This window comes from Williamsia sterculiae, from assembly GCF_900156495.1.
GTDB classification, from domain to species: domain Bacteria; phylum Actinomycetota; class Actinomycetes; order Mycobacteriales; family Mycobacteriaceae; genus Williamsia_B; species Williamsia_B sterculiae.
The window spans coordinates 1-25654 of sequence record NZ_FTNT01000009.1 but is presented as its reverse complement, the minus strand read 5'-3'; the positions used below and the strand labels follow the sequence as shown (position 1 = coordinate 25654).

Genomic DNA, 25654 nt, shown 5'->3' with positions numbered 1-25654 from the left:
GACATGACCCACGTCACAGCCACACCCACCGTCACGGCGCTGGCGTCGTCGCTCCCACCCGGCATGGTGGTCACCGACCCCGACATCGTCGGCGGGTACCGGCAGGACCGGGCCTTCGACCCGCAGGCGGGTACCCCGCTGGCCCTCATCCGCCCGCACACCACCGACCAGGTGCAGACGGTGGTCCGGTGGTGTGCGACCCACCGGGTCCCGGTGATCACCCGCGGCGCGGGGACCAGCCTGTCCGGCGGGTCGACCGCCGTCGACGGCGCCGTGATGATCTGCACCGAGAAGATGCGTGAGCTCCGCATCGACACCGCGACCAGAACCGCGGTGGTGCAGCCCGGGTTGTTCAACTCCGAGGTCAAGGCCGCGGCCGCGGCGGCCGGGCTCTGGTATCCGCCCGACCCGTCGTCGTTCGAGATCTGCTCGATCGGCGGCAACGTGGCCACCAACGCCGGCGGCCTGTGCTGTGTCAAGTACGGCGTGACCACCGACTACGTGCTCGCCCTGGAGGTGGTGCTGGCCGACGGCCGCGCCGTGGCGCTCGGCGGCAACCGGCTCAAGGACTCCGCAGGACTGTCGCTGACCAAACTGTTCGTGGGTAGCGAAGGGGTACTGGGCATCATCACCGAGGTCACCCTGCGGCTGTTGCCCCCGCAACCGCCCGCCGCCACGGTGGTCGCCGGCTTCGCCGACGTGGACGCCGCATGTGCCGCGGTGCTGGCCGTCACCGCCGAGATGCGCCCGGCCATGCTGGAGTTCATGGACGGCGTGGCCATCAACGCCGTCGAGGACCACCTGCGGATGGGGCTCGACCGTACCGCGGGCGCCATGCTCGTCGCCCAGTCCGATGCCGTGGGGCCCGCGGCGGCCGCCGAGGTGGAGATCATCACCCGCGCCTTCACCGCGCACGGGGCTGCCGAGGTGTTCGCCACCGACGACGCCGCCGAGGGGGAAGCCTTCACCGCGGCCCGCCGGATGGCCATCCCGGCTCTCGAGCGCACCGGGTCGCTGCTGCTCGAGGACGTGGGCGTGCCGTTGCCCGCGCTGCCGACCCTCATCGACGGGATCGCGGCCATCGCCGATCGGCAACGGGTCACGATCTCCGTCATCGCGCACGCCGGTGACGGCAACACCCACCCGCTGATCGTCTTCGACCCCGAGGACGCGGACGAGCACCAACGCGCCGAGGTGGCCTTCGGTGCGGTGATGGACCTGGCCATCGGGCTCGGCGGCACCATCACCGGCGAGCACGGGGTGGGTCGACTCAAGAAGGCGTGGCTGCCAGACCAGGTGGGGCCGGACGTGATGGAGCTGACCGCGGTCATCAAGAACGCCCTCGACCCGGACGGGCTGTTCAATCCCGGCGTGATGCTCTGACGAGTCGTCGTATCCTGCGCTGATGCTGCACCTGCGGATCGTCGCACCCGCGTGCCGCAGCGGCGACCTCGTCGAACTGCTCACCACCGATCCCGCGGTCAGCACGGTCACGATGGTGCGTGGTGCCGCTGTCGACCCGCCCGGTGACGTGGTCGAGGCCGACGTGTCGCGCGAAGGTGCCGACGCGGTGATCGATCGTCTCCGCGACTGGGGGATCCAACACGAGGGCAGCATCCACGTCACCACCATCCCCACCTGGATCTCGAGTCGTGGTTTCCAGGCCGACGAGCGGACTCCGGGCGCGGGTGCCGACGCGGTGGTGTGGAGTCAGGTCACCCAGCAGGCGTACGACGACTCCGAGTTCAACTGGATCTTCGCCACCTTCATGTGTCTCGCCACCGTGCTGACCACCATCGCCATCGTGTTGGATTCGACGATCCTGTTGATCGGGGCGATGGTGCTCGGTCCGGAATTCGGGGCGGTGGCCGCCCTGGGTGTCGCACTGGTCCGCAAGCGGTGGACCCTGCTGCGGCGGGCCATCACCGCGCTGATCGGCGGATTCACCGTCGCCATAGTGTTCTGCATCGTGTGTGCACTGATCGCCCGGACGCTGGGGTGGGTGGTCGTCGACGACGTGACCGGACCGCGCCCGGGTACGCACTTCATCTACACCCCCGACAAGTGGTCGTTCCTGGTCGCGGTGATCGCCGGGGCGGCCGGGGTGTTGTCGCTGACCTCGGCGCGTCTCGGTGGCCTGTCCGGTGTGTTCATCTCGGTGACCACCATCCCCGCCGCGGGCAACATCGCGCTCGGCATCGTCTTCGGGGTGCGTGAAGCGATCGTCGGCAGCACCGCGCAGCTGTTGCTCAACCTGGTGGGGATGGCGCTCGCCGGGGCGGCGACCCTCGCCGTGCAGCGTCAGGTGTGGGTTCGCGTCGCGGCGTACCGGGTGCGTCTGCTGGGGCGGATCCGGCACGACTGACCGCGGCGCCGTCGACCCCGCCCAGGTCAGACCCGGACCGGGTCGTCGTTGTCCTGACCCGTCTCGCGCATCGCGGACGCCTTGGCCAACTGCACCACCGACCGCATGATCAGCAGAAGCATGACGACCATGATGATCGCGCGCCACCAACCGGCGTCGACCACCTCACCGAGCAGCAAGACGCCGAGCAGCATCGCGGTCGCGGGTTCGGTGACCGACATCGCGGGGAACGACGTCTGCAACTCCCCCGCGCCGAACGCGCGTTGCTGCGCCACCACCGCACCGGTCGCGGCCACGGCGAACAGGTAGATCTCCGGATGCGCGAAGACGCCGATGCCACGGTGCAACACCTGGTACGCAGCTGCCTTGACCACGATCGCCGACGCCCCGAACAGCACGCCTGCACCCAGCCCGTAACAGAGGGCCCGATAGTGCGTGGACGACCGCTCGGCCGCGATGACCAACAACACCACCAGCAGGAACACCCCACCGATCGAGCCGCCTATCACGACGTGGTCGGGTCGACGATCCGACGACTCGGGGTCGGCGATGACCAGGAACACCGCGACGGCGGCCACCAGCACACCACCCCAGATCCACTCGATCCGGCGGGGGCGACGGTGGTCGAGCCAGGCCTCCATTGGCATGGCGAACAGCACCGCAAGCACCACGAGGGGCTGCACCAGCAGCACCGACCCGAGGGCCAGAGCCGCCACCATCAGGCCGAACCCCGCCACCGCGATCCCGGCGCCGAACCACCAGCCGGCGGTGGGCGCCCCCTCGCGGGTGGAGCAGCGCTGCCGCAGCACCGTACCGAGGGCGATGACGAAGGCCGAGCAGACAGCCAGCAACGCGGGGAGCCAGGTGTGCATGGCGCGTCAGGCCGCGTGTCGATCGTGTTCGACCGCGACATGTGGGGTCTCGTACTCCCCTTCGCGTTCGGCGGCGTGTTTGGCCAGCACCACCACCGCCCACAGCATCACCAGGAACACCACGGACGCGGCCAGCGCACCGATCAGACCGGTCTGGGTGCGTTCGCCGAGCAGGGCGACCCCCAACGCCATCGCGCTGACCGGTTCGATGACCGTCATCGCCGGGAACGACGTCTGCAGGTCGTGGGCGGCGAACGCCAACTGCTGGGTCACCACCGACCCCAGCGCCACCACGATGATCAGGTACAGCTCAGGGTGCAGGAACGGTGTCGCCATGCCGTCGGAGAACTGCCCGGTGACGATCTTCACCAGGAACGACTGCACCCCCGTGAGCAGACCGGACGCCGATCCGAACAGCAGGGCCCGGTAGTGCGGGGACGCGAACTTCGCACCGACCACCAGCGCGACCAGGATGGCGATCACCACGACGGTGCTGTACGCCACGGTGGGTCCGGAAGCCAGGTTCTTGTTGCCGGTGGGCAAGGCCAGCGCGACGAACGCCGCCACGCAGACGGTGAGGATGATTCCCCACTTCCACTCGTGGAAGCTCAGACGCCGATGGTCGAGATATGCCTCCATCGGTAGCGCGAACAACACCGACAGGACGATCAGCGGCTGCACCAGCAGCAGGGTGCCGAGACCCAGTGCGACCGCCTGCACGACGAAGCCCAGCGCGGCGATGCCGACGCCGATCCACCAACGCTTGGTGATCCCACCCGACGACGTGGAGGAGCGTTGCCGGACGAGCGTGCCGATCGCCACCAACAGAGCCGACACCAAGGCCAGCACTATGGGGAGAAGGACATGCACCAGGCAGAGGCTACCGGCCGGTCGCCACGTGTGCCCATTTCCTCTGTGCCCGTTCCTCCGGGGTCGATTCGATCGGCCGAACTGCCGGACGCCCACCGGTGTCGACACGCTCGACCGACGACACCGCTACTCGCGCGCGGTGGCCTACCGTGGACTCATGCCCCAGACCGTTGTCGCCGACCTGGAACGGCTGATGACGCTGACCCGCGCGCAACTCCGCGCGATCGACGGCCCGGATGCCGACGTCATCGCCCTCGTGGAACACAGCCGTGACGAGCAGATCGAACTCTGCGAACTCGCCGACCTCGCCGCCGACCGGGACGACGAGGAGACCGCTCGGCACCACGAGCAGGAGGCGGCGGCCTGGCGCGAGACGGCGCGGCTGCTGACCCTGCACCTCGCGCTGCGTCACGGTGTGAGCGACCGCACCTCCGGCGTGGCCTGAGCGATGAACCGCACGCTCATCCTGATGCGGCACGGCAAATCCGGTTATCCGGCCGGGGTCACCGACCACGACCGCCCGTTGGCGCAGCGGGGTCGTCGCGAGGCGACGATCGCGGGTGAGTGGTTCGCCGAGGAGGGTCTCGAGGTGGACGCCGCGCTGTGCTCCACCGCGACCCGTACCCGGCAGACCCTGGAGCGTACCGGTGTCGACGCACCCACCGAGTACCTCGACGCCATCTACGGCGGAACGGCAGACGAGGTGCTCGCCGCGATCCGGCGACACGCCCCCGACGACGCCGAGACCGTGCTGGTGGTGGGACACGAACCGGGGATGCCGCAGACGGCGCAGGAGTTGGACCCGTCTGCCGATATCGACCACTTCCCCACGTCCGCGTACGCGGTGCTGCGGGTGCAGGCGCCGTGGGAACGGCTGGGTCTGTCGCCCGACGACACGTCGACGCTGATCGGCATGCGGGTGCCGCGCCCCGACGAGTCCTGACTGTCGGTCAGACCTCAGCCGACCGCTACGCGGTCGAGTATCTTCCCGACGTCCAGACCCTGCGGGAGGGTGCCGTAGGCGCCGCCGTGCCGACCCGCGAGCCGGGAGGCGGCGAACCCCTCGGCGACCGCCGGGTCACCGCGGCGCAGCAGTGACGACCCCTGCAACGTGATGCACAACGTCTCGGCGACCATTCGGGCGTTCACCTGCAACTGCTCGTGGTCCGCGAGGAGCCGCTTCAACTCGCCGAGCTTGGCGTCGTAGCGGTCGTCGAGACCGGTCGCGGCCTCCAACTCGTCGAAGACCGCGTCCACCGACTTCGGGGCGGTGAGCATGGCGCGGAGCATGTCCAGCGCCGAGACGTTGCCGCTGCCCTCCCAGATGCCGTACAGCGGCGCCTCGCGGTACAGCCGCGGCATCCCCGACTCCTCGACGTAGCCGTTGCCGCCGAAACACTCCATCGCCTCGCCGACATGAGCGGGCGCGCGTTTGCAGGTCCAGTACTTCACCGCGGGCAACGCCAACCGGCGGATGAGTCCTTCGCGTTCGTCGCCGCGTTCGGCGGCGTCGGTGGCCCCGGCCATCCGGAAGGCGACCGCGGTGGCCGCCTCGGCCTCGATCGCCAGGTCGGCGAGCACGTTGCGCATCAGCGGCTGGTCGATGAGGTGCGCACCGAAGACCATCCGATGGGTGGCGTGATGCACCGCCTGGGTCAGCCCGTGGCGCATGTTGGTCGCGCTGGCCAGCGCACAGTCCAGCCGCGTCAGGTTGACCATCTCGATGATGGTGCGGACACCGCGGCCCTCCTCGCCGACCAACCAGGCGGTCGCGTCGTCGTACTCCACCTCCGACGACGCGTTGCCGCGGTTGCCGAGCTTGTCCTTCAGCCGTTGCAGACGCATCCGGTTACGTGTGCCGTCGGGCAGGACCCGCGGCAGGAAGAAGCAGCTCAACCCACCCGGCGCCTGCGCGAGTACCAGGAAGAAGTCCGACATCGGCGCCGAGGTGAACCACTTGTGCCCGACGATCCGGTAGCTGCCGTCGCCGGTGGGGGTCGCTCGCGTGCGGTTGGCGCGGACGTCCGAGCCGCCCTGCTTCTCGGTCATCGACATCCCGGCGATGATCCCGGCCTTGCCTGTCGGGGCCGCGAGGGTGGGGTCGTAGACCCGGCTGGTCAGCAGAGGCTCGTAGACCGCCGCGAGGTCGGGCGCGTGGCGTAGCGCGGGCACCACCGCGTAGGTCATCGAGATCGGACAGACGTGGCCGGGTTCGACGGTCCAGACGCTCAGTTTGGCCGCGCGCACCACGTGCGACCCGGGCCGGGTGTCGGCCCACGGGGCGCCGTGCAGTCCGTGCTCCACGGCGGTGCGCATCAGCTCGTGATAGGCGGGGTCGTACTCCACCTCGTCCACCCGGTGGCCATATCGGTCGTGGGTGCGTAGCACCGGTTCATGCCGGTCGGCGAGCTCACCCCAGCGTTGCGCGCGATCGGTCGCGGCGACGGCACCCAGTTCGGTGATCTCGTCGAGTCCCCACCCGCCGCCCTCGGCGACCACCGCCTCGGCCAGCGACGGGTTGTCGGCAGCGTTGTACCCGCGCAGCGGCGGAACCTGATTGAGGACCTCGTGGGTGTCGACCATGTGTCCAGTGTCTCACCGTGGGGGCGGTGTCAGCACCCGGTCGTTGCCACGATCGCGGGCCTACCCTGGGCTGTATGTCGACCGTGCTGTTCCTGGCCCACGAGGACGACCGAGATCGCGGCCGCGCGAACGCCGGGTCGTTGGCCGACCACGTGGCCGCGTCGGGTCATGAGGTGGTCATCGCCCACCCGTCCGACGACCTGCCCGACGTCGGGAGCCTGCACTCGGTGATCGTGCTCGGGTCGGCGTTGGCGGCCTATGACGAGTCGGTGTCGTGGTCGGGCGCCGAGGTGGCCTACCTGCGATCGGCCTTGGCCGCCGACACCCCGATCCTCGGGATCTGCTTCGGCGGCCAGCAGTTGAGCCGCGTACTCGGTGGCACCGTCGGCCCGGCGCCCGCACCGGAGGTCGGATTCGTCACCGTACGGTCCGACCGCGCCGACCTCGTCGACAGCGGGCCGTGGATGCAGATGCACTGGGACCGGTTCACCACCCCACCCGGTGCGACGACCGTGGCCCGCAACCCGGCCGCCGCCCAAGCCTTTGTCCACGGGCCACACTTGGGGGTGCAGTTCCACCCGGAGATCTCGCCCGCCGTGTTCGATTCGTGGACGGCGGACTGGTCCGACGCGAAGGCGGCCTCACTGGAGTCCGACCTGGGTGTGGACATCGCGGCGCTGCGACGGCAGATCGTCGACACCGCCGACGAGAACGCCGCCCGGTGCGGTCGGTTGTTCGACGCGTTCGTCGGGCTGCGCGAGCACGTCTGAGACGTACGCCTCAGGCGTCCGGCGGCAGCACCAGATCCAGGCGCGGGCCGAGCAGCCGCACCGGGCGGTCGAGTTCGAAGCGGTCCAACAGGGTGAGCAGCGCCGCTTCGAGCTCGGTGAACTCGGTGGTCGGGTGCGGCAGCTTCTTCGACTTGGTCCTGGTGAAGAACGTGGTGGTGCGCACGGTCAACGCGACCCGGAACACGACGCGACCCTCGGCGACCACCTGGTCGAGCAGATCCCGCGTCAACCGCGACAGCGCGGCGGCCATCTCGTCGCGGCTGGTCAGGTCCCGCGGGAACGTCTCGACCTTCGAATGCGACCGCGCCACATACGGTTCGACCGCGATGGTCGCGTCACCGCCGCCGCGGCTGAGGACGTAGAGCCAGTTGCCCTGATGCGGCCCGAACCGCTCGATCAGGGCGTCGCGATCGGTGCCCACCAGGTCGGCGACGGTGTCGACGCCGAGTGCCGTCAGCTTGTCCGCGGTCTTGGGTCCGACGCTCCACAGGTCGCGGGTCGGCCGGTGGCCCATCAGCGCCATCCAGTTGTCCCCGGTGAGGGTGAACACCCGGTCGTCACCACCCGGGGTGCCCTGTTTGGCGAAGCCGGTCGCCATCTTCGCGCGCTGCTTGTTGTCGCTGATCCCGATGGACGACGCCAACCCGGTGCGCTCGGCCACCCGCCCGCGGATCTGCGCGGCCAGGGCCTCCGGGTCGTCGACGTCGGCGCCCACGTAGGCCTCGTCCCAGCCCCACACCTCCACCGGATGCCCGAAGCTGCGCAACGTGTCCATCACCTCCTCGGAGGCGACGTCGTAGGTGACGTGGTCGGTGGGCAGGTACACCGCGTCGGGCAGCTTGCGGTAGGCCGCGCGTAACGGCATCCCCGCCCGCACGCCGACGTCGCGCGCCTCGTACGACGCGCAGGTCACCACCTTGCGCGCCTCGGTGGGGTCACCGTTGCCGCCGACGATCACCGGCACGGCGGCCAGTTCCGGGCTACGCAACCGTTCCACCGATACCTGGAACTGGTCGAGGTCGACGTGCAGGATCCACCGCGGCCGCGTCTCGGTGGTCGGGGTGATGGGCACCTTGCCATTGTTCGCCGTTTCCGCACCAGTTTCCGACCTTCGCACCCGATGCCCGCGCCGCGGCTTGCGGAAACTGGTGCGGATCTGGTCGGTTCGGCGAGGCCGTCTCCCGATTGAGGACCAAAACTGTCCGCAATCGGATGCAGACTCACGAGCGACAACATCCACCGACGATCCACCGGAGGCATCCCATGAACCAGACCCTCGAAGTCGCCTTCCTCGGCGTCAGCGACGTCGACGTGTCCAAGGACTTCTACACCCGCGCCGGGTTCAATCCGGACCACGACAGCGTCGTCCACGAGGGCCTGCGGTTCGTGCAGATGACCCCACCGGGATCGGGCTGTTCCATCGCATTCGGTGAGGGCATCACCGAAGTCGTGCCCGGCGGAGCCCATCTGATGCTCTGCGCGGACGACATCACCGCGGCACGGCAGCACCTGCTCGACGCCGGCTTCGACGTGAGCGAGGTCGACGTGCAGCCGTGGGGACACTTCGTCTACTTCAGCGATCCCGACGGCAACCGGTGGAACGTGCAGTATCTGCCTCACCGACACACGAACGACTGACACCGGGGCGTGGGTGCTGCGACGTTCGCACCAGTTTCCGCGATGCGCATCCACTGCAGTCGGCGCAGATCACGGAAACTGGTGCGAACAACGCGCACTCAGCCCGCCGGCGGCCGCTTCTCCGCGATCAGCTTGAGCGCGATCTGGTAGTCCTCGTCGTCGGAGACGGTGAGCGCCCCGACGGTCACGTCACCGGTGCGGTACCAGACGGCGAGGGCACCGTCACCGCGGTCGACGAGGTGGTCGTCGTCGTATCCGTCACCCCACCCGCCGTACTGGATCGACGCGGAACCGATGTCGCTCCAGAACGTCGGGACCGCGTCCCACGCCCGCTGTTGTCCGGCCGCGGCAGCACCCGCGATCTCGCCCTGCGCCGACGAGTCGTCCCAGTGCTCGGTGGGGATGCGACGACCGGCGGTGGCGTTGACCGGGGATGCCACGTCACCGGCGGCGTACACATCGGCGACATCCGTACGCATGAACTCGTCCACGGCCACCCGACCGTCGGCGAGGGTGATGCCCGCCGCCTTGGCCAACCCGCTCGACGACCGTATCCCGGTGGCCGCGACCACCAGGTCGGTATCGATGGCGACCCCGCCGCCCAACCTCACCACGCCGGACTCGACGGCCTCGACCGTCACGCCGCCGGTGTAGCTGACGCCCGCCTGCTGTAGAAAACCCAGGATGCGTTCCCCGGCCTCTCGGCCCAGGCGCGCCTGCTGCGGCACCTCCTCGGGCGCGACGATGGTGGTCGCGACACCGATCGACGCCAGCGACGCGGCAACTTCGCAACCGATGAATCCCGACCCGATGACCACGGCGGAGTCGGCGTCGGCGGCTTTGTCGCGCAGGTCGGTCGCATCGTCGAGGTTGCGCAGGAAGAATGCGTGATCGCCCACCCCGGTGATCGGTGGGACCACGGGCTCGGCACCGGTGGCCAGGACCAGCGAGGCGTACCCGACGGTCTCACCGCCGGCCAGCGTCACCGTGTGCGCCCGCGGGTCGATGGATTCGACATCGACACCGGTGCGCACCGTGATGCGGTGTTCGCCGTACCAGCCCTCATCCTGCAGTGCGATGTCGTCGGCCGATGTCTCCCGACGGAGGAAGTCCTTGCTCAGCGGCGGCCGATCGTAGGGCAGCCGGTCGTCGGCGGTGAGGATGGTGACCGGTGAGGACGGTCGGAGGTCACGGTAGGTGGTCGCCGCGCCCAGTCCGCCCGGCCCGCTGCCCACGACCACCAACCCGGCGTCCGGCCCTACCGTCCGGGTTCCGTTCCCCTGTGCCCTGCTCTCCTGTGCCCTGCTCTCCTGTGCCCTGCTCTCCTGTGCCACAGTCACCTCCGGTTGCCTCCACGCCGGGTTTCCGGCGTCTGCTCTCCAACGTAACCGCCCGACGACCGGGCCCGCGGACGGTCGTCGTGACGCCGCGTGGACGTCGAGGTGTGCGAGGCTGTCACGATGAGCGAGCAGCCCGCGGACGAGCGCGAGGTCCTGACCTGGGAGTTGTACGGGCAGGCAGGCCGCGAACTCGCGCGCCAGGTAGCCGACAGCGGTTTCCGGCCCGACGTGGTGCTCGGTATCGCCCGCGGCGGGCTCATCCCGGCCGGGTCGTTGGCGTACGCGCTGAACTGCAAGAACCTGCTGTCGATCAACGTGGAGTTCTACACCGGCGTCGGGGAGACCCTGGCCGAGCCGGTGATGCTGCCGTCGTTGCTCGACGCCGGGGATCTGCACGACGCGCGGGTACTGGTGGTCGACGACGTGGCCGATTCCGGCAAGACTCTCACGCTCATCGACGCCTTCTGTCGGGATCAGGGCAAGGTGGCCGAGGTCCGTCACGCGGTGCTCTACCAGAAGCCCCAGTCGACCATCCACGCCAGCTATGTGTGGCGGCGGACCGACAAGTGGATCAACTTCCCGTGGTCGACGGAACCGCCGCTGGTCGGCGGGGGTGTCGTCGACTCGTGAGGATCACCGCGGTCGCAACCCGCTGATCTCGGCGACCCTTCCGATCAGCGGTCGGGGCAGCACGCCGCCCTCGGCGACCAGTTCGCGCCGCGCGCGACCGCGCATACGCAGGATCCCCACCACCGCGATCAACCAGATGACGTACTGCAGCGACCACGCGATCCGGAAGCCGGTCGCGGTGAACCCGCCCGCCGCGGTGAGCACCAGCCCCATCCCGAGCATCACCAGCAACGCGGCCAGGAAGCCGCCCACGTTGACGATCCCCTGCGCGGTGCCCAGGTTCGCCCGCGGATTGTGGGTACGGGCGTAGTCGAACCCGATGGTCGACCCGGGCGCACCCACCGAACTGATCACCACCACCAGCACCAGCAACCAGATCGGCGCACGTCCGGGAACCAGCAGCAACACCGTCCACGCCGTTGCGATCCCGCCGATGATGCCCAGCACCAGCACCGACCGTCGCAGCGGGTACCGGCCGGTCAGCGCACCGATCACCAGTCCGGCCGCGATGATCGCCGCCACCGAGATGGTGAGCATCGACCCGGCCGCGGCGCGGGACATCCCCTGCGCGGTGGTCAGATACGGCACACCCCAGAGCAGTGCGAACACGGTGATCGGGAACGGGGTGCCCATGTGGGTGAAGAACCCCAGCTTGGTGCCGGTGCGTCGCCAGACGGTGGGCACCTGGGCGATGGTGTCGCGGAAAGTGCTGATGTGCGTCGCGTCGGGGGTGCCGGGAGGATGGTCACGGACCACAGCGATCACCAGCACGGCCATCAGCAGGCCGAGCGCTCCGGCCGAGGTGAACGCGGTGGACCAGCCCGCCGCATTCATGATGGCCAGGAACGGCACCGCCGAGAGCACCTGACCGCCCTGGCCGAGGATGCCGGTGAGCTGGGTCATCATCGGCACTCGTCGGACCGGGAACCACCGCGGCACCAACCGCAGTACCGCGATGAACGTCAGCCCGTCCCCCACGCCCAGGACCACGCGCGCGATCAGCGCCGGGACCAGCACGTCGGTGGTGGCCATCAGGAACTGCCCGCACCCCATCAGCACCGCCCCGGTGGCGATCATCGCCCGGGATCCGAACCGGTCGAGCAGTACTCCGGCCGGGAGTTGCATCGCGGCGTACACCAGGACCTGCAGCACGACGAAGGTGGCGAGCACGCCGGGGTTCACACCGAATCGGTGCGCCGCATCCACTCCGACCACACCGAAGGTGGTGCGCTGCAGCACGCCGGCGATGTATGCGCAGACGCCGACCGCCCAGACCGTCCACACCCGCACAGCCGGGATTCTGCCGCACCACGGTATGAGTAACGCCACTGATGTCACCAAACGATAACGAATTGGGTATCGTCATCCCGACCCCGAATCCTTCACATGAATCCGGTGCACACATGCCATTGGTACAGCGCTCGCTGCGGAGCGTCACCGCTCTGTCGGCCCTCGCCGTCGCCCTGCTCGTCTCCTTGTCGCTGCTGACCGTCGGTGCGGGCACAGCATCGGCCTGGGGACCACCCGGGACCAAGGGGTTCAGGGACGCGACCATCAACGGCTACGGGATGGACGTCAAGACCCGGGTTCGCACCTGGGCCTCGCAGACCAGCAACCCCAAGACCGCTCCGACCGTGATCTTCCTCGACGGACTGCGGGCCACCAATGACGTCAACGGGTGGGAGAAGGAGACCAACGTCGCGTACCTGAGCCGCCACGGTTACAACGTGGTGATGCCGGTGGGTGGCCAGTCGTCGTTCTACGAGGATTGGAACGCGGCGAGCCCCACCGCCGGTCAGCGGGCTCCGTACCGTTGGCGCAGCGTGCTCACCAAGAGCCTCCCCGCCTACCTGAACTCGATCGGGTTCTCCGGTAACCGCACCCTGGTCGGCTTGTCGATGGCCGCGAGTTCGGCGGTCATGATGGCCACCGACTACCCCCAGCTCTACAAGCGCGCCGTGTCGATGTCGGGCTTCATGCACCTGACCGCGCCGGGTATGCAGACCATGCTGCGCGCGGCGGCCTTCGACGCGGGCCGATTCGACCTGAACAACATGTACGGGATCTTCCCGAACATCAGCGCCTTCACCCGCGACCCCACGCTGAATCTGCCGCGGATGGCCGGCAAGCACTTCCTGCTGTACGCGGGTACCGGCGCCTGGGGTGGTCGCAACCCGGTCGGGCGCACCTGGGTCGACAACATCGGCACCGGCCTCGACGGCTCGGCGATCGAGGTGCTGTCGATGGAGCAGTCGCGAACCTTCGCCCTCGCCGCTCAGATCGCGGGCGCCAAGGTCCGCGCCGACTTCCCCGCGGTGGGCATCCACTCCTGGGGCTACTGGCAGGACGAGATCTGGAACATCTCCAACAGCGGTTGGTTCTTCAACGGCTGATCCTCCACAGCTGAACAACACCGCAGCCGCGACCGGTTTTCGTCGCGGCTGCGGTGTTGTTCAGGCTCGTGCCCCGTTCAGGCGGCCGAGTACGTGGGTTCGCTGCGGTATCGAGATGAGCGGCCATCGATGCGAAGGACGCGCCACACACGACGGGAGACCGGGTTCATCAACCCGCACTGATCCCCGAGCATCCGCACGTCACCGAACACATCACGCAGGAAGGCGGCCGACTCCGGGGACCGCCAGAACATGTCACGCATCACCGATCGTGGCACATCGAACTCACGGCGGAACTCCCGCGGTGGCACCATGATCACGCCGCACAACCATCGCATCGCGATCGGGAACATGAGCGACAGCAGGAACCGGTGTAGGCGCCCCATCGCCGGGATCTTCTCGCGCAGGAGGGTGTGCGCGAACGAGATGTGCCGCGCCTCCTCCGCGACGTGGAGCTGGAACACCGCCGACATCGTCGGATGAGCGGTGGTCCCGTCCCGCAGCAAGTCCTTCTGCAGGTGGTCGATGGGTTCCTCACCGGCCAGCACTCCGAAGAAGAAGATCATCGGGAACACCGTCGATGCCAACGGCACCACGGGCGACAACCGTTTGAATGAGCGACGAGCTCCCGGTACGTCCACGCCGATCCGGTTGACCAGCTCCTGGAACATCAGGGTGTGGTTGCACTCCTCTTTCGCCTCGTGCGTGCCGTATCGGAATTCCCTGGCGCCGTTGGGGAGCTTGAAGCTGTACTGCATCAATCCGCGGATCAGGATCGACTCGAACTGCAAGCCGACCTTGGCGATGTTGGCCTGACGCCACATCCCGATGCGAATCTGTTCATGCCGTGGCCGCTGCTGGTACCAGGGGTGCCGACCGATCGGATCGACCTCCCCCGACAACACCCAACGGTCGTCGTCGGCGACGACGGCCATGTGCGGATCGTCCCACGCGATGTCGATGTACGGGTCGTAGCTGCGATGCACGGATGCAGCCGACAGATCATCGAGGATCCGACCGTAGTCCTGCTGTTCCGTGACCGCGGCTCCCGGTGCGTATGTGATCGAGTTCGTCATGACAAACCACCTTTCGACAGCGCGGGAAAGTGCGCCAGATCACGTAACCGTACGTAACACCAAGTCGATACGTCAATGCTCATTGTCACGTCAACGCGCGTTGTCACGGTGAATGCGGTGTCACCTGCGATCCGGATCCCCCGAACGACGACGAACCCCCGACCATCCGGTCGGGGGTTCGTCGGTCCGTCACCGCTTATCGGTAGTCGGAGCTGAATCCGTAGTCGTCCAGCGGCACCGCGGCACCGGCGGGGGCACCGAAGGTGCCGTCCGGGGTGTAGTAGGTGTCGTCGTAGGACGGCATGGCATAGGCGGCGGCGCGCGCCTCCTCGGTGGGCTCCACCTGGATGTTGCGGTACCGGTTGATGCCGGTACCAGCCGGGATCAACTTGCCGATGATCACGTTCTCCTTCAGGCCCACCAGCTTGTCGCTACGGCTGTTGATGGCCGCATCGGTCAGCACGCGGGTGGTCTCCTGGAAGGAGGCCGCCGACAGCCACGACTCGGTGGCCAGCGACGCCTTGGTGATACCCATGAGCACCGGACGTCCGGCGGCGGGTTCGCCGCCCTCGCCCACGACCCGACGGTTGGCCGCCTCGAACTCGGCACGCTCGGTGAGCGAACCGGGCAGGAACTCGGTGGCACCGGAGTCGATGATCGTCACCCGACGCAGCATCTGACGGACGATCGTCTCGATGTGCTTGTCGTGGATCGACACACCCTGGCTGCGGTAGACCTCCTGGACCTCGTTGACCAGGTGCACCTGTACCTGACGGGGACCCATCACGCGCAGCACCTCGTGCGGATCGGCAGCACCTTCCATCAGCTGCTGACCGACCTCCACGTGGTCGCCGTCGGCGAGCAGACGCTCGCTGCCGTCGTCGTGCTTGAACACGCGCAGACGCTGACGCTTGGAGATCTTGTCGTAGACCACCTCTTCGGATCCGTCATCGGGGATGATCGTGATCTTGTAGAAGCGGTCGTCGTCCTCCAGGCGAATCCGTCCGGACACCTCGGCGATCGGCGCCTTGCCCTTGGGCACGCGGGCCTCGAACAGCTCCTGCACACGCGGCAGACCACCGGTGATGTCGTCACCGACGCCACCCTGGTGGAACGTACGCATGGTCAGCTGGGTGCCGGGCTCACCGATCGACTGGGCCGCGATGATGCCGACGGCCTCGCCGATGTCCACCAGCTGCCCGGTCGCCATCGAGCGGCCGTAGCAGGTGGCGCAGACGCCGGTGCCGGTGGTGCAGGTCAGCACCGAACGGACCTTGACCTCGGTGATACCCGCGGCCAACAGGGCCTCGATCGCCGGGTCGCCCAGGTCGTGACCGCGCTCGACCACGACGTTGCCGTCGGTGTCGACCGCGTCGGCGGCCAGCGTGCGGGCGTACGACGACGTCTCCACGTGCGGGTCGCGGATCAGCGTGCCGTCGGGCAGCTTCTCGGCCAGCGTGGTGATGATGCCGCGTTCGGTACCGCAGTCGGTCTCCCGGACGATGACGTCCTGGCTGACGTCCACCAGACGACGGGTCAGGTAACCCGAGTCGGCGGTGCGCAGCGCGGTGTCGGCCAGACCCTTACGGGCACCGTGGGTGTTGATGAAGTACTCCGCCACCGTCAGGCCCTCGCGGAACGAGGACTTGATCGGACGCGGGATGAACTCACCCTTCGGGTTGGTCACCAGACCCTTCATGCCCGACAGGTTGCGGACCTGGGTCATGTTGCCCGTCGCACCCGACTTCGGGATCATCGTGATCGGGTTGTCCTCGGGGTAGTACTCCTCCATGGCCTTACCGACCTCTTCGGTGGCCTGCTTCCAGATCTCGACCAACGCGTCGCGCCGCTCGTCCGGGGTCAGGGCACCGCGCTGGAACTTGCGCTCCAGCCCGTCGGCGCGAGCCTCGTACTTGTCGAGGATCTCCGCCTTGGCCGGCGGGACCAGCACGTCGGACATCGCCACGGTGACACCCGAGCGGGTGGCCCAGTGGAAACCGGCGTCCTTGAGCTTGTCCACGGTCTGCGCGACCACGATCATCGGGTACCGCTCGGCGAGATCGTTGATGATCACCGCCTGCCGCTTCTTGGGCATCTGCTCGTCGACGAACGGGTAGTCCGCGGGCAGCAGCTCGTTGAACAGCACGCGACCCAGGGTCGAGTGGATGTCCCACGGCTGACCGTAGGTCCACCCGTCCGGGAAGTGTTCGGCCTCGATGTCGGCGGGCGGACGCTGATCGGTCAGCCGCACCTTGATCGGCGCCTGCACACTCAGGACCCCGCGGTCGACGGCCATGATGGCCTCGGCCGGGGTCGAGTAGACACCGCGCTCCACGTCGTCGTCGGTGGCCGCCTGGTACGAACCCAACGCGCCGTCCTTCGACGCGGTGAGGAAGTACAGACCGGTCACCATGTCCAGACGCGGCATCGCCAACGGGCGACCCGACGCCGGGGACAGGATGTTGTTGGACGACAGCATCAGGATGCGCGCCTCGGCCTGCGCCTCCGCGCTCAGCGGCAGGTGCACGGCCATCTGGTCACCGTCGAAGTCGGCGTTGAACGCCTCACACACCAACGGGTGCAGCTGGATGGCCTTACCCTCCACCAGCTGCGGCTCGAAGGCCTGGATGCCCAACCGGTGCAGCGTCGGAGCACGGTTCAGCAGCACCGGGTGCTCGGCGATGACCTCTTCGAGGACGTCCCACACGGCCGGGCGCTGACGCTCGACCATCCGCTTGGCGGACTTGATGTTCTGCGCCTGGTTCAGGTCGACGAGTCGCTTCATCACGAACGGCTTGAACAGCTCCAGCGCCATCAGCTTGGGAAGACCGCACTGGTGCAGTTTGAGCTGCGGGCCGACCACGATCACCGAACGGCCCGAGTAGTCGACGCGCTTGCCGAGCAGGTTCTGACGGAAACGACCCTGCTTGCCCTTGAGCAGATCGCTCAACGACTTCAGCGGGCGGTTACCCGGACCGGTGACCGGGCGACCACGACGACCGTTGTCGAACAACGCGTCCACCGACTCCTGCAGCATCCGCTTCTCGTTGTTGACGATGATCTCGGGCGCGCCGAGGTCGATCAGTCGCTTGAGGCGGTTGTTGCGGTTGATCACCCGTCGGTACAGGTCGTTGAGGTCCGAGGTGGCGAAGCGGCCACCGTCGAGCTGCACCATCGGACGCAGCTCCGGCGGGATCACCGGGACGGCGTCGAGTATCATGCCCAGCGGCGAGTTGCCGGACTGCTGGAACGCCGCGACGACCTTGAGCCGCTTGAGCGCGCGCAGCTTCTTCTGCCCCTTGCCGTTGCGGATGGTGTCGCGCAGCGACTCCGCCTCGGCGTCGATGTCGAAGGTCCCCAGCAGCTTCTTGATCGCCTCGGCACCCATGGCACCGGTGAAGTACTCACCGTAGCGATCCTGCAGCTCCCGGTAGAGCTTCTCGTCGATGATCATGTCCTTGGGAGCCAGCTTGGTGAACTTGTCCCAGATCTCCTCGAGATCGTCGAGCTCACGCTGCGCGGCGTCGCGCATGCGACGCATCTCCCGGTCGGCACCGTCCTTGACCTTGCGCTTGGCGTCGGACTTGGCGCCCTCGGCCTCCAGGGCCGCGAGGTCCTCCTCGAGCTTCTGCTGACGCTCGGCGAGGTCGATGTCGCGCTGATCGGCGACGGCCTTCTTCTCCACGGCCATCTCGGCCTCGAGGGTCGAGAGCTCGTTGTGCCGGAGCTCCTCGTCCACCGAGGTGATGACATACGCGGCGAAGTAGATGATCTTCTCGAGATCCTTCGGCGCCAGGTCGAGCAGGTAGCCCAGCCGGCTCGGCACACCCTTGAAGTACCAGATGTGGGTGACCGGTGCGGCCAGCTCGATGTGACCCATCCGCTCACGACGCACCTTGGCGCGGGTCACCTCGACGCCGCACCGCTCGCAGATGATGCCCTTGAAGCGCACGCGCTTGTACTTGCCGCAGTAGCACTCCCAGTCGCGAGTCGGTCCGAAGATCTTCTCGCAGAACAGGCCGTCCTTCTCCGGCTTCAGCGTGCGGTAGTTGATGGTCTCCGGCTTCTTGACCTCGCCGAAGCTCCAGTTGTGAATGTCGTCGGCTGTTGCCAGACCGATCTTGAGTTCATCGAAAAAGTTGACGTCGAGCACTAGTGGCCTTTCAGTAGCTCAATTGTCAGTAAAGGGTCTGGTCTGTGTCAGTTCGCCCTGCGGGCGCTTGCGTCCCGCATCAGTTCGCCAGGTCGTCGACCGTCGCGGATTCGTTCCGCGAGAGGTTGATGCCCAGGTTGGCTGCCGCGCGCTCGAGGTCCTCGTCGTCACCGTCGCGCATCTCGATGGCGGCACCGTCGGAGCTGAGCACCTCGACGTTCAGGCACAGCGACTGCAGTTCCTTCAGCAGCACCTTGAACGACTCGGGGATGCCCGGTTCCGGGATGTTCTCGCCCTTGACGATGGCTTCGTAGACCTTCACACGACCGACCACGTCGTCGGACTTGATGGTCAGCAACTCCTGCAGCGTGTACGCCGCGCCGTAGGCCTGCATGGCCCAGCACTCCATCTCACCGAAGCGCTGGCCACCGAACTGGGCCTTACCGCCGAGCGGCTGCTGGGTGATCATCGAGTACGGACCCGTCGACCGGGCGTGGATCTTGTCGTCCACCAGGTGGTGCAGCTTGATGATGTACATGTAGCCGACCGACACGGGGTACGGGAACGGCTCGCCGGAACGACCGTCGAACAGCACCGCCTTACCGTCGGCGTTGACCATCACCTCACCGTCGCGGTTGGGCAGGGTCGAACCGAGCAGACCGGTCAACTCCTCCTCGCGCGCACCGTCGAACACGGGGGTCGCGGTCCGGGTGTCCGGTCCGGCGGAGTACATGTCCTCCGGCAGCTGCGACGCCCAGTCCGGCACACCGGTGGCGACGTCGATGTTCCAGCCGGTCTTGGCGATCCACCCGAGGTGGGTCTCCAGGATCTGGCCGATGTTCATACGACGCGGGACACCGTGGGTGTTGAGGATGATGTCGACGGGGGTGCCGTCGGGCAGGAACGGCATGTCCTCCTGCGGGAGGATCTTGCCGATGACGCCCTTGTTGCCGTGCCGGCCGGCGAGCTTGTCGCCGTCCTGGATCTTGCGCTTCTGCGCCACGTACACGCGCACCAACTCGTTGACACCCGGGGGCAGGTCGTCGTCGTCGTCGCGTGAGAACACGCGCACGCCGATCACCTTGCCGGTCTCCCCGTGCGGCACCTTCAGTGAGGTGTCGCGTACCTCGCGGGCCTTCTCACCGAAGATCGCGCGCAGCAGCCGCTCCTCGGGGGTCAGCTCGGTCTCGCCCTTCGGGGTGACCTTGCCGACCAGCACATCGCCGTCGCGGACCTCGGCACCGATACGCACGATGCCGCGTTCGTCGAGATCGGCGAGCACCTCGTCGGAGACGTTGGGGATGTCACGGGTGATCTCCTCGGCACCGAGCTTGGTGTCGCGGGCATCGATCTCGTGCTCCTCGATGTGGATGGAGGTGAGGGTGTCCTCCTCGACCAGCCGCTGGCTGAGGATGATCGCGTCCTCGTAGTTGTGGCCCTCCCACGGCATGATCGCGACCAGCAGGTTCTTGCCGAGCGCCATCTCACCGTCCTCGGTGCACGGACCGTCGGCCAGCACCTGGCCGACCTCCACGCGCTGCCCCTCGTCCACGATCGGACGCTGGTTGGCGCAGGTGCCGTGGTTCGAGCGGGCGAACTTGCGCATCCGGAAGGTGTCGCGGGTGCCGTCGTCGGCCATCACGGTGACGTAGTCGGCGGACACCTCCTCGACGACCCCCGCCTTGTCGGTGACGATCACGTCGCCGGCGTCGACCGCGGCACGCAACTCCATGCCGGTGCCCACCAGCGGCGACTCGTTGCGCACCAGCGGTACGGCCTGACGCTGCATGTTGGCACCCATCAGGGCGCGGTTCGCGTCGTCGTGCTCGAGGAACGGGATCATCGCCGTCGCGACCGACACCATCTGGCGCGGCGACACGTCCACGTAGTCGACCTGGTCGGAGTTCACGAACTCGACCTCGCCGCCCTTCTTGCGGACCAGGACCCGATCCTCGGTGAGCTGGTGGCTGGCGTCCATCGGCGAGTTGGCCTGCGCGATGACGTGCCGGTCCTCCTCGTCGGCGGTCAGGTAGTGCACGTCGTCGGTGACCGTGCCGTCGACCACCCGGCGGTACGGGGTCTCGATGAACCCGAACGGGTTGACCCGGGCGTACACCGACAGCGAACCGATCAGGCCGATGTTCGGGCCCTCCGGCGTCTCGATCGGGCACATCCGGCCGTAGTGCGACGGGTGCACGTCACGAACCTCGAGGCCCGCACGCTCACGGGACAGACCACCCGGTCCCAGCGCCGACAGACGACGCTTGTGGGTCAGACCCGAGAGGGGGTTGTTCTGGTCCATGAACTGCGACAGCTGGGAGGTTCCGAAGAACTCCTTGATCGCGGCGACCACGGGGCGGATGTTGATCAGGGTCTGCGGCGTGATCGCCTCGACGTCCTGTGTGGTCATCCGCTCACGGACCACCCGCTCCATACGGGAGAGGCCGACCCGGATCTGGTTCTGGATCAGCTCACCCACGGTGCGCAACCGGCGGTTGCCGAAGTGGTCGATGTCGTCGACCTCCACCGGCACCTCCACACCCTCCGGCACCGTCATGACGGTGGTGGTGTGCGGATCGGCCTCGTGCAGACGCACCAGGTACTCGACCGTGGCGATGATGTCCTCACGGGTCAGCACCGACGCACCGGTCATCGGGTTGTCGGTCAGACCGAGCTTCTTGTTGATCTTGTAGCGACCCACCCGGGCGAGGTCGTAACGCTTCTCCTTGAAGAACAGGTTCTCCAGCAGGTTCTCCGCCGACTCCTTGGTCGGCGGCTCACCCGGGCGCAGCTTCCGGTAGACCTCCAACAGCGCCTCGTCCTGCCCGGCGGTGTTGTCCTTCTCCAGGGTCGACATCATGATCTCGGAGAAACCGAACCGGTCGGCGATCTCCTCGTTGGTCATCCCCAGCGCCTTGAGCAGCACGGTGACCGGCTGACGACGCTTGCGATCGATACGCACACCCACGGTGTCGCGCTTGTCGATGTCGAACTCCAACCAGGCACCACGACCCGGGATGACCTTCACACTGTGCAGGGTCTTCTCGGTGGCCTTGTCGATGGTGGAATCGAAGTAGACACCCGGGCTGCGGATCAGCTGGCTCACCACGACACGCTCGGTGCCGTTGATGATGAAGCTGCCCTTGTCGGTCATGATCGGGAAGTCGCCCATGAAGACGGTCTGCGACTTGATCTCGCCGGTGTTGTTGTTGATGAACTCCGCGGTGACGAACAGCGGCGCCGCGTACGTCATGTCCTTGTCCTTGCACTCCTCCACCGAGGCCTTGACCTCGTCGAAGCGCGGGTCCGAGAACGACAGCGACATGGAGCCGGAGAAGTCCTCGATCGGGGACAACTCAGCGAGGATCTCCTCGAGTCCTCCGCGGGGGCTCTCCTCGCCGCGGGCGAGCGCGCGCTCGCGCCACTCGGGGGTTCCGACCAACCACTCGAACGACTCCAGCTGGAGGTCGAGGAGGTTGGGAACTTCGAGCGGCTCGCTGATCTTCGCGAACGAGGCGCGACGAGGCGCGCCCGGAATGGTTGAGGTGGACTGGCGGGTGACTGCCAAGGGACGTCCTTCCAACACGAACTTTGTCTACCTAGCGGTGTGTGGCGTGATGTGCCGGTTCGCTGCTTACGACCTGGATCGTTCAGCGATCAACACATCGGACACAACTGTGAGAACACAGAGCCGTGGCCAGGTGGGTGATCGTGGAATGGACAGGAGGCAGCCAGCGCAACGTCCTACAGTAGCACAGAGATGACGGGGTGGACAACACCCGGACCGCCGACCCTCGACGGGCCGGGCGTCAGGCGGGCGATCGTCCATCACCCGCGGTATCCCTCACGATCGGCGCAAGTGGCTGCCTGCGGTTCCGTCGCTGGTCAATAGCGTGCAACCGCGGGGCCCGGTAGTCAAGAGGAACGCGCGACTTTGACAGATTTTGCCCACCGGGGTCGTATCGACGCGGGTCGTGTCCAGTCCGGCCGCATCAGAACCCGTTGAAATCCGCGACCAACCAGTTGCCGTTCACGTTGTGCATGTCCACCTGATAGCGCACCGTGTTGCTGCCCTGGATGACGCCATTACGGTTGTCGCTGAAGATGAGGTTGGTCAGCAACACGGCATTCTGGTCGTCGGCGGACTTCACCCCCACCACGTCGACCTTGCAGTCGGAGCTGCCGCTGGTCACGTTGGACTGCTGCAGGGCCTGCTTGACGCCGTCGACGTATTTCTGGAAGTTCTGCGAGGCCTTGCCGGTGGTCGCCGAGGCGCCCGCCTTCTGCCATCCGTCGAGGTTGGTGTAGTCGATGTTGAAGACCTGACAGATCCTCGTCGACGCCTGCGCCTTGATCTGACTGGTCAGCGGCAGGTTGACGAAAGCGACGTTGGCGGGCGCGGAGGTACCCGGTTGGAACGCCGACACCACGGCGACCACCGCGAACACCGCGGCGAGCAGTGCCAGGACGGCTGCCTTGCGCCAGGTCCAGAACGGGGCCCTGGACCTGGTGCGGGCAGGACGTCGCGACGCCGTGGTGGTGCTGGGCGGAGCCGGTTTGATGGTCGACACCCGAGCGGCCGGCGGGCGCCGCTTGCCGGCGGGCCTGCCGCCCGACCGGCCTGACGAGTCGGCGGTGGTGTCGTCGTCTGCGCTCTCGTCCTGCGTGGCCCGGTCCGGTGCGGACCGTGCTTCCGGCGTCAGCGCGTCTGTCCGCTCTCCGTCGGGGGCGGTGGTCGTATCGGTCGTCGTCTCCGAGGTGGTCGGTGCGTCGCTCCCCGATGGTGGGACGGCTCGGGTCGCCTCATCGGTGGCCATCGAGCCCTCAGGAGCGCCCGGCGACGTCGTCGGGGTCTGCTCGCGGGCGGTGCCGTCATCGACCGGGGCGCTCGTGGCGCGGCCCTTCGTGGTCGACGGCTCCTGCGGGGCCCTCTGACTCCTGGGGGTCCGGGTCTTCGGGTTCGGGGCCTGGGGGTTCGGGGCCTGTGGGTTCGGGGCTTGGGGACTGGCGGTGTCGCGCGCGGTAGACGACCGCGACGCCCCAGCCACCTTGGGAGTGCGTCGAGTCGGCGGGCCGGGACGTTTACGCGGCGGCGTTGCCATCAGTTACCCCCTGTCGTCGGTGCGGCGGCCGGAGCTGTCGCGGCCGGAGCGGCGGGCGCCGGCGTGGCGGGCGCCGGAGCGGCCGGAGTCGTGGTTGCGGGCGCGGCCGGAGCCGTCGTGGCCGCAGCGGCCGTGTCGTCGGATTGGATGCCGTCCAGAGCCTGGATGTTCTGCGCTTTCCAGATGTCCCCGTCCTTGCGGATGTCGACCTGGAATCCGAGGGTTTGACTGGACGACGCCTGCTGCGGCCGTTTGGCGGTCACGGTGACGTAGACCAGTGCCTTGCCGGTGCTCTCCTGCGTGTTCAACTCCACCAGCGACGAGCGCGCGATCGTCGACGTGAGCTTGCCCGCATTCGGTCCGGCCTTCGCGAGCGCATCGAAACCGCCCTCGGACAACTGCTGCTCCACGTTGCCGTAGAAGGTCGACGCGGCGCGCTTCTTGAACCCGTTGAGGTCGGCGGGATCGACATTGGTGACGTTGAGCATCGCCTGATCGGCACCCGACAGGGCGTCGTCGCGGATCTGGGCGGTGTTGTTGTCGTCGTGGTCGTCCATCAGAGCGATCACGTAGGTGGTCAGGAACCACCCCGCCACGACCAGCGCGGCCACCATGGCCACGGCTGCGACGATCCCCGCCACCTTCGCCGACGGGCGTCGACCCCGCTTCGCCGCCTGGGGCTGTATGTCCTTGGCCGACGAGTGCTCGCGACCCGGCGTCGGCGCAGTGGCCTCAGCACCGCTGGTGGCGTCAGCACGGCGGCGGCGAAAAACGCGGCGCTTGGGCGTCGTCGAGGAACCTGCCGCATCCGACCCGGGTCTGTCATCACCGTTCGCGGGCGGGCTGGAGACCGGCTCGGTACCCGGCGTGGGGTCGTGGTCGGGGTCGACCGGGGTGAACTCATCGAGGTCACCCGTGGGCGGGGTCACATTTTCGCGCGCATCAGACATCGCGCGCCACTGTATCCATCAAGTCTGTGAAAACCTTCATCGTTCGGTATGAACCCGGCACATGACAGAACCGCGGACCGGCGGGACTCGATCCCGCCGGTCCGCGGACCGATCACTTGACCGGTCGCACTCCCAGCAGTGCTGCGAGCTGGGTCGCGATCGGGTTCAGGTTGAGTTTGTCCGGATCCTTCTTCGGCGTGTTGTCCCACGGTTGCGGAATGTTCGGATCGGACAGCGTCACACGACTCGCGCCGCGGACATCCGTCGGATTGCCCTGCGCCACGTTGCAATTGGCGTTGGTGTTGAACGGGAAGTCATCGTAGTTGATGTCGAAGTTGGGGTTCTTCTTCTTCTCGTTGTCGATGATCGCCTGCGTGCTCTCGTAACCGTAGGTACACGACGGCGGGTTGTTGGTCTCCAACACCAGACCGAAGTGGACGTTGCTGTCACCCGGAGCGACCGTGTAACCACCGGCTGACATACCAGAGAGGATGGCGAGCGCCGGCGAGATGACCGGGAACGTCGGGGCGATTTCCCGGACGTCGGAGGCCGCGTTGCGGATCGCCGTGGTCAGATCCCCACCCGAACGCTGCAACAACGCCGACAACTGCGTCGCCGTCATCGTCCCCGTGGTCAACAAACGCCGAATATCAGGATCACTGCTCTGCAACTGCGCCGTCACCAGGTCGATGTTCTTCGACCAACTCAGGATCTCATCGGACTGATCCGCCTGCGTCCCCAACACCACATCACTGTTCTGGATCAACGACACCGTCTGCGGCAAACTGTCCAACCCGGCCTTCGACAAATCACTCAACGAATCCAACAACTTCCGAAGATTCTCCCCCTGACCGTTCAACGCCTTGCCCAACTCGGTCACCACCGTGGACA

The 25654-nt window shown here is 67.4% G+C and carries 19 protein-coding genes and 1 pseudogene; 8 read left to right on the top strand and 12 right to left on the bottom strand.

The genetic code is table 11. From position 1 onward, the window contains the following. Positions 1-3 precede the first annotated feature (3 nt). Together BW971_RS14510 and BW971_RS14505 are read left to right on the top strand one after the other, a co-directional pair. On the top strand, positions 4-1383 hold the full coding sequence (locus BW971_RS14510) for an FAD-binding oxidoreductase (RefSeq protein WP_076480833.1): 1380 nt from the start codon (positions 4-6) through the stop codon (positions 1381-1383). A gap of 22 nt (positions 1384-1405) precedes the next feature. Beyond that, positions 1406-2365 (top strand): DUF389 domain-containing protein, encoded by a 960-nt coding sequence (locus tag BW971_RS14505; RefSeq protein WP_076480830.1) that lies wholly within the window; start codon positions 1406-1408, stop codon positions 2363-2365. Between the two features lie 26 nt (positions 2366-2391). Here BW971_RS14505 and BW971_RS14500 read toward each other — a convergent pair whose 3' ends face one another. Together BW971_RS14500 and BW971_RS14495 are read right to left on the bottom strand one after the other, a co-directional pair. Continuing rightward, positions 2392-3237, bottom strand: a complete 846-nt coding sequence (locus BW971_RS14500; protein ID WP_076480827.1) for a DMT family transporter — start codon at positions 3235-3237, stop codon at positions 2392-2394. 6 nt (positions 3238-3243) lie between these two features. Beyond that, positions 3244-4107 carry a DMT family transporter gene (locus BW971_RS14495; protein ID WP_076480824.1) on the bottom strand — a complete coding sequence of 288 codons (864 nt, stop codon included), beginning with the start codon at positions 4105-4107 and terminating at the stop codon, positions 3244-3246. A 157-nt stretch (positions 4108-4264) separates the two neighbouring features. On the opposite strand from BW971_RS14495, the gene BW971_RS14490 reads away from it, so the two are divergent. Continuing rightward, positions 4265-4552 carry a hypothetical protein gene (locus BW971_RS14490; RefSeq protein ID WP_143690393.1) on the top strand — a complete coding sequence of 96 codons (288 nt, stop codon included), beginning with the start codon at positions 4265-4267 and terminating at the stop codon, positions 4550-4552. A gap of 3 nt (positions 4553-4555) precedes the next feature. Continuing rightward, positions 4556-5050, top strand: coding sequence for a SixA phosphatase family protein (locus BW971_RS14485; RefSeq protein ID WP_076480820.1), 495 nt, complete (start codon positions 4556-4558; stop codon positions 5048-5050). 14 nt (positions 5051-5064) lie between these two features. Here BW971_RS14485 and BW971_RS14480 read toward each other — a convergent pair whose 3' ends face one another. Continuing rightward, a complete protein-coding gene (locus tag BW971_RS14480) occupies positions 5065-6690 on the bottom strand; it encodes an acyl-CoA dehydrogenase family protein (RefSeq protein WP_076480818.1) in 1626 nt (541 codons plus the stop codon). 74 nt (positions 6691-6764) lie between these two features. On the opposite strand from BW971_RS14480, the gene BW971_RS14475 reads away from it, so the two are divergent. Further along, positions 6765-7460, top strand: coding sequence for a type 1 glutamine amidotransferase (locus BW971_RS14475; protein WP_076480815.1), 696 nt, complete (start codon positions 6765-6767; stop codon positions 7458-7460). Between the two features lie 10 nt (positions 7461-7470). On the opposite strand, the gene BW971_RS14470 is transcribed toward BW971_RS14475, so the two are convergent. Then, positions 7471-8547, bottom strand: coding sequence for a DNA polymerase IV (locus BW971_RS14470; protein WP_076481163.1), 1077 nt, complete (start codon positions 8545-8547; stop codon positions 7471-7473). Positions 8548-8744: 197 nt separating this feature from the next. Between BW971_RS14470 and BW971_RS14465 the strand changes: the two genes are divergently transcribed. Beyond that, on the top strand, positions 8745-9119 hold the full coding sequence (locus BW971_RS14465; protein WP_076480813.1) for a VOC family protein: 375 nt from the start codon (positions 8745-8747) through the stop codon (positions 9117-9119). 98 nt (positions 9120-9217) lie between these two features. On the opposite strand, the gene BW971_RS14460 is transcribed toward BW971_RS14465, so the two are convergent. Then, entirely contained in the window at positions 9218-10459 is a 1242-nt protein-coding gene (locus tag BW971_RS14460) for an NAD(P)/FAD-dependent oxidoreductase (protein ID WP_234974412.1), read from the bottom strand. 120 nt (positions 10460-10579) lie between these two features. On the opposite strand from BW971_RS14460, the gene BW971_RS14455 reads away from it, so the two are divergent. Further along, positions 10580-11089 carry a phosphoribosyltransferase gene (locus BW971_RS14455; protein WP_076481161.1) on the top strand — a complete coding sequence of 170 codons (510 nt, stop codon included), beginning with the start codon at positions 10580-10582 and terminating at the stop codon, positions 11087-11089. Between the two features lie 3 nt (positions 11090-11092). Here the strand turns inward: BW971_RS14455 and BW971_RS14450 are convergent, their stop codons facing one another. Then, the gene (locus tag BW971_RS14450; RefSeq protein ID WP_083710058.1) at positions 11093-12379 is read right to left on the bottom strand and encodes an MFS transporter; all 1287 of its coding nucleotides are present in this window, start codon (positions 12377-12379) and stop codon (positions 11093-11095) included. A 113-nt stretch (positions 12380-12492) separates the two neighbouring features. Here BW971_RS14450 and BW971_RS14445 point away from each other — a divergent pair, with 113 nt between their 5' ends. Beyond that, the gene (locus BW971_RS14445; protein ID WP_076480809.1) at positions 12493-13482 is read left to right on the top strand and encodes an alpha/beta hydrolase; all 990 of its coding nucleotides are present in this window, start codon (positions 12493-12495) and stop codon (positions 13480-13482) included. Between the two features lie 77 nt (positions 13483-13559). Here the strand turns inward: BW971_RS14445 and BW971_RS14440 are convergent, their stop codons facing one another. The 6 genes and pseudogenes from BW971_RS14440 to BW971_RS21525 form a co-directional block, all read right to left on the bottom strand. Further along, a complete protein-coding gene (locus tag BW971_RS14440) occupies positions 13560-14558 on the bottom strand; it encodes an AurF N-oxygenase family protein (protein WP_076480807.1) in 999 nt (332 codons plus the stop codon). Positions 14559-14754: 196 nt separating this feature from the next. Beyond that, on the bottom strand, positions 14755-18711 hold the full coding sequence (locus tag BW971_RS14435; protein WP_076480804.1) for a DNA-directed RNA polymerase subunit beta': 3957 nt from the start codon (positions 18709-18711) through the stop codon (positions 14755-14757). A 79-nt stretch (positions 18712-18790) separates the two neighbouring features. After that, entirely contained in the window at positions 18791-22279 is a 3489-nt protein-coding gene (gene rpoB / locus BW971_RS14430) for a DNA-directed RNA polymerase subunit beta (protein ID WP_076481156.1), read from the bottom strand. Positions 22280-22703: 424 nt separating this feature from the next. Further along, positions 22704-23528, bottom strand: a complete 825-nt coding sequence (locus BW971_RS14425) for a hypothetical protein (RefSeq protein WP_076480802.1) — start codon at positions 23526-23528, stop codon at positions 22704-22706. 284 nt (positions 23529-23812) lie between these two features. Beyond that, positions 23813-24763, bottom strand: a complete 951-nt coding sequence (locus BW971_RS14420) for a hypothetical protein (protein ID WP_143690392.1) — start codon at positions 24761-24763, stop codon at positions 23813-23815. 112 nt (positions 24764-24875) lie between these two features. Further along, positions 24876-25654 (bottom strand): annotated as a pseudogene (locus BW971_RS21525) (mammalian cell entry protein); the annotation flags it as partial.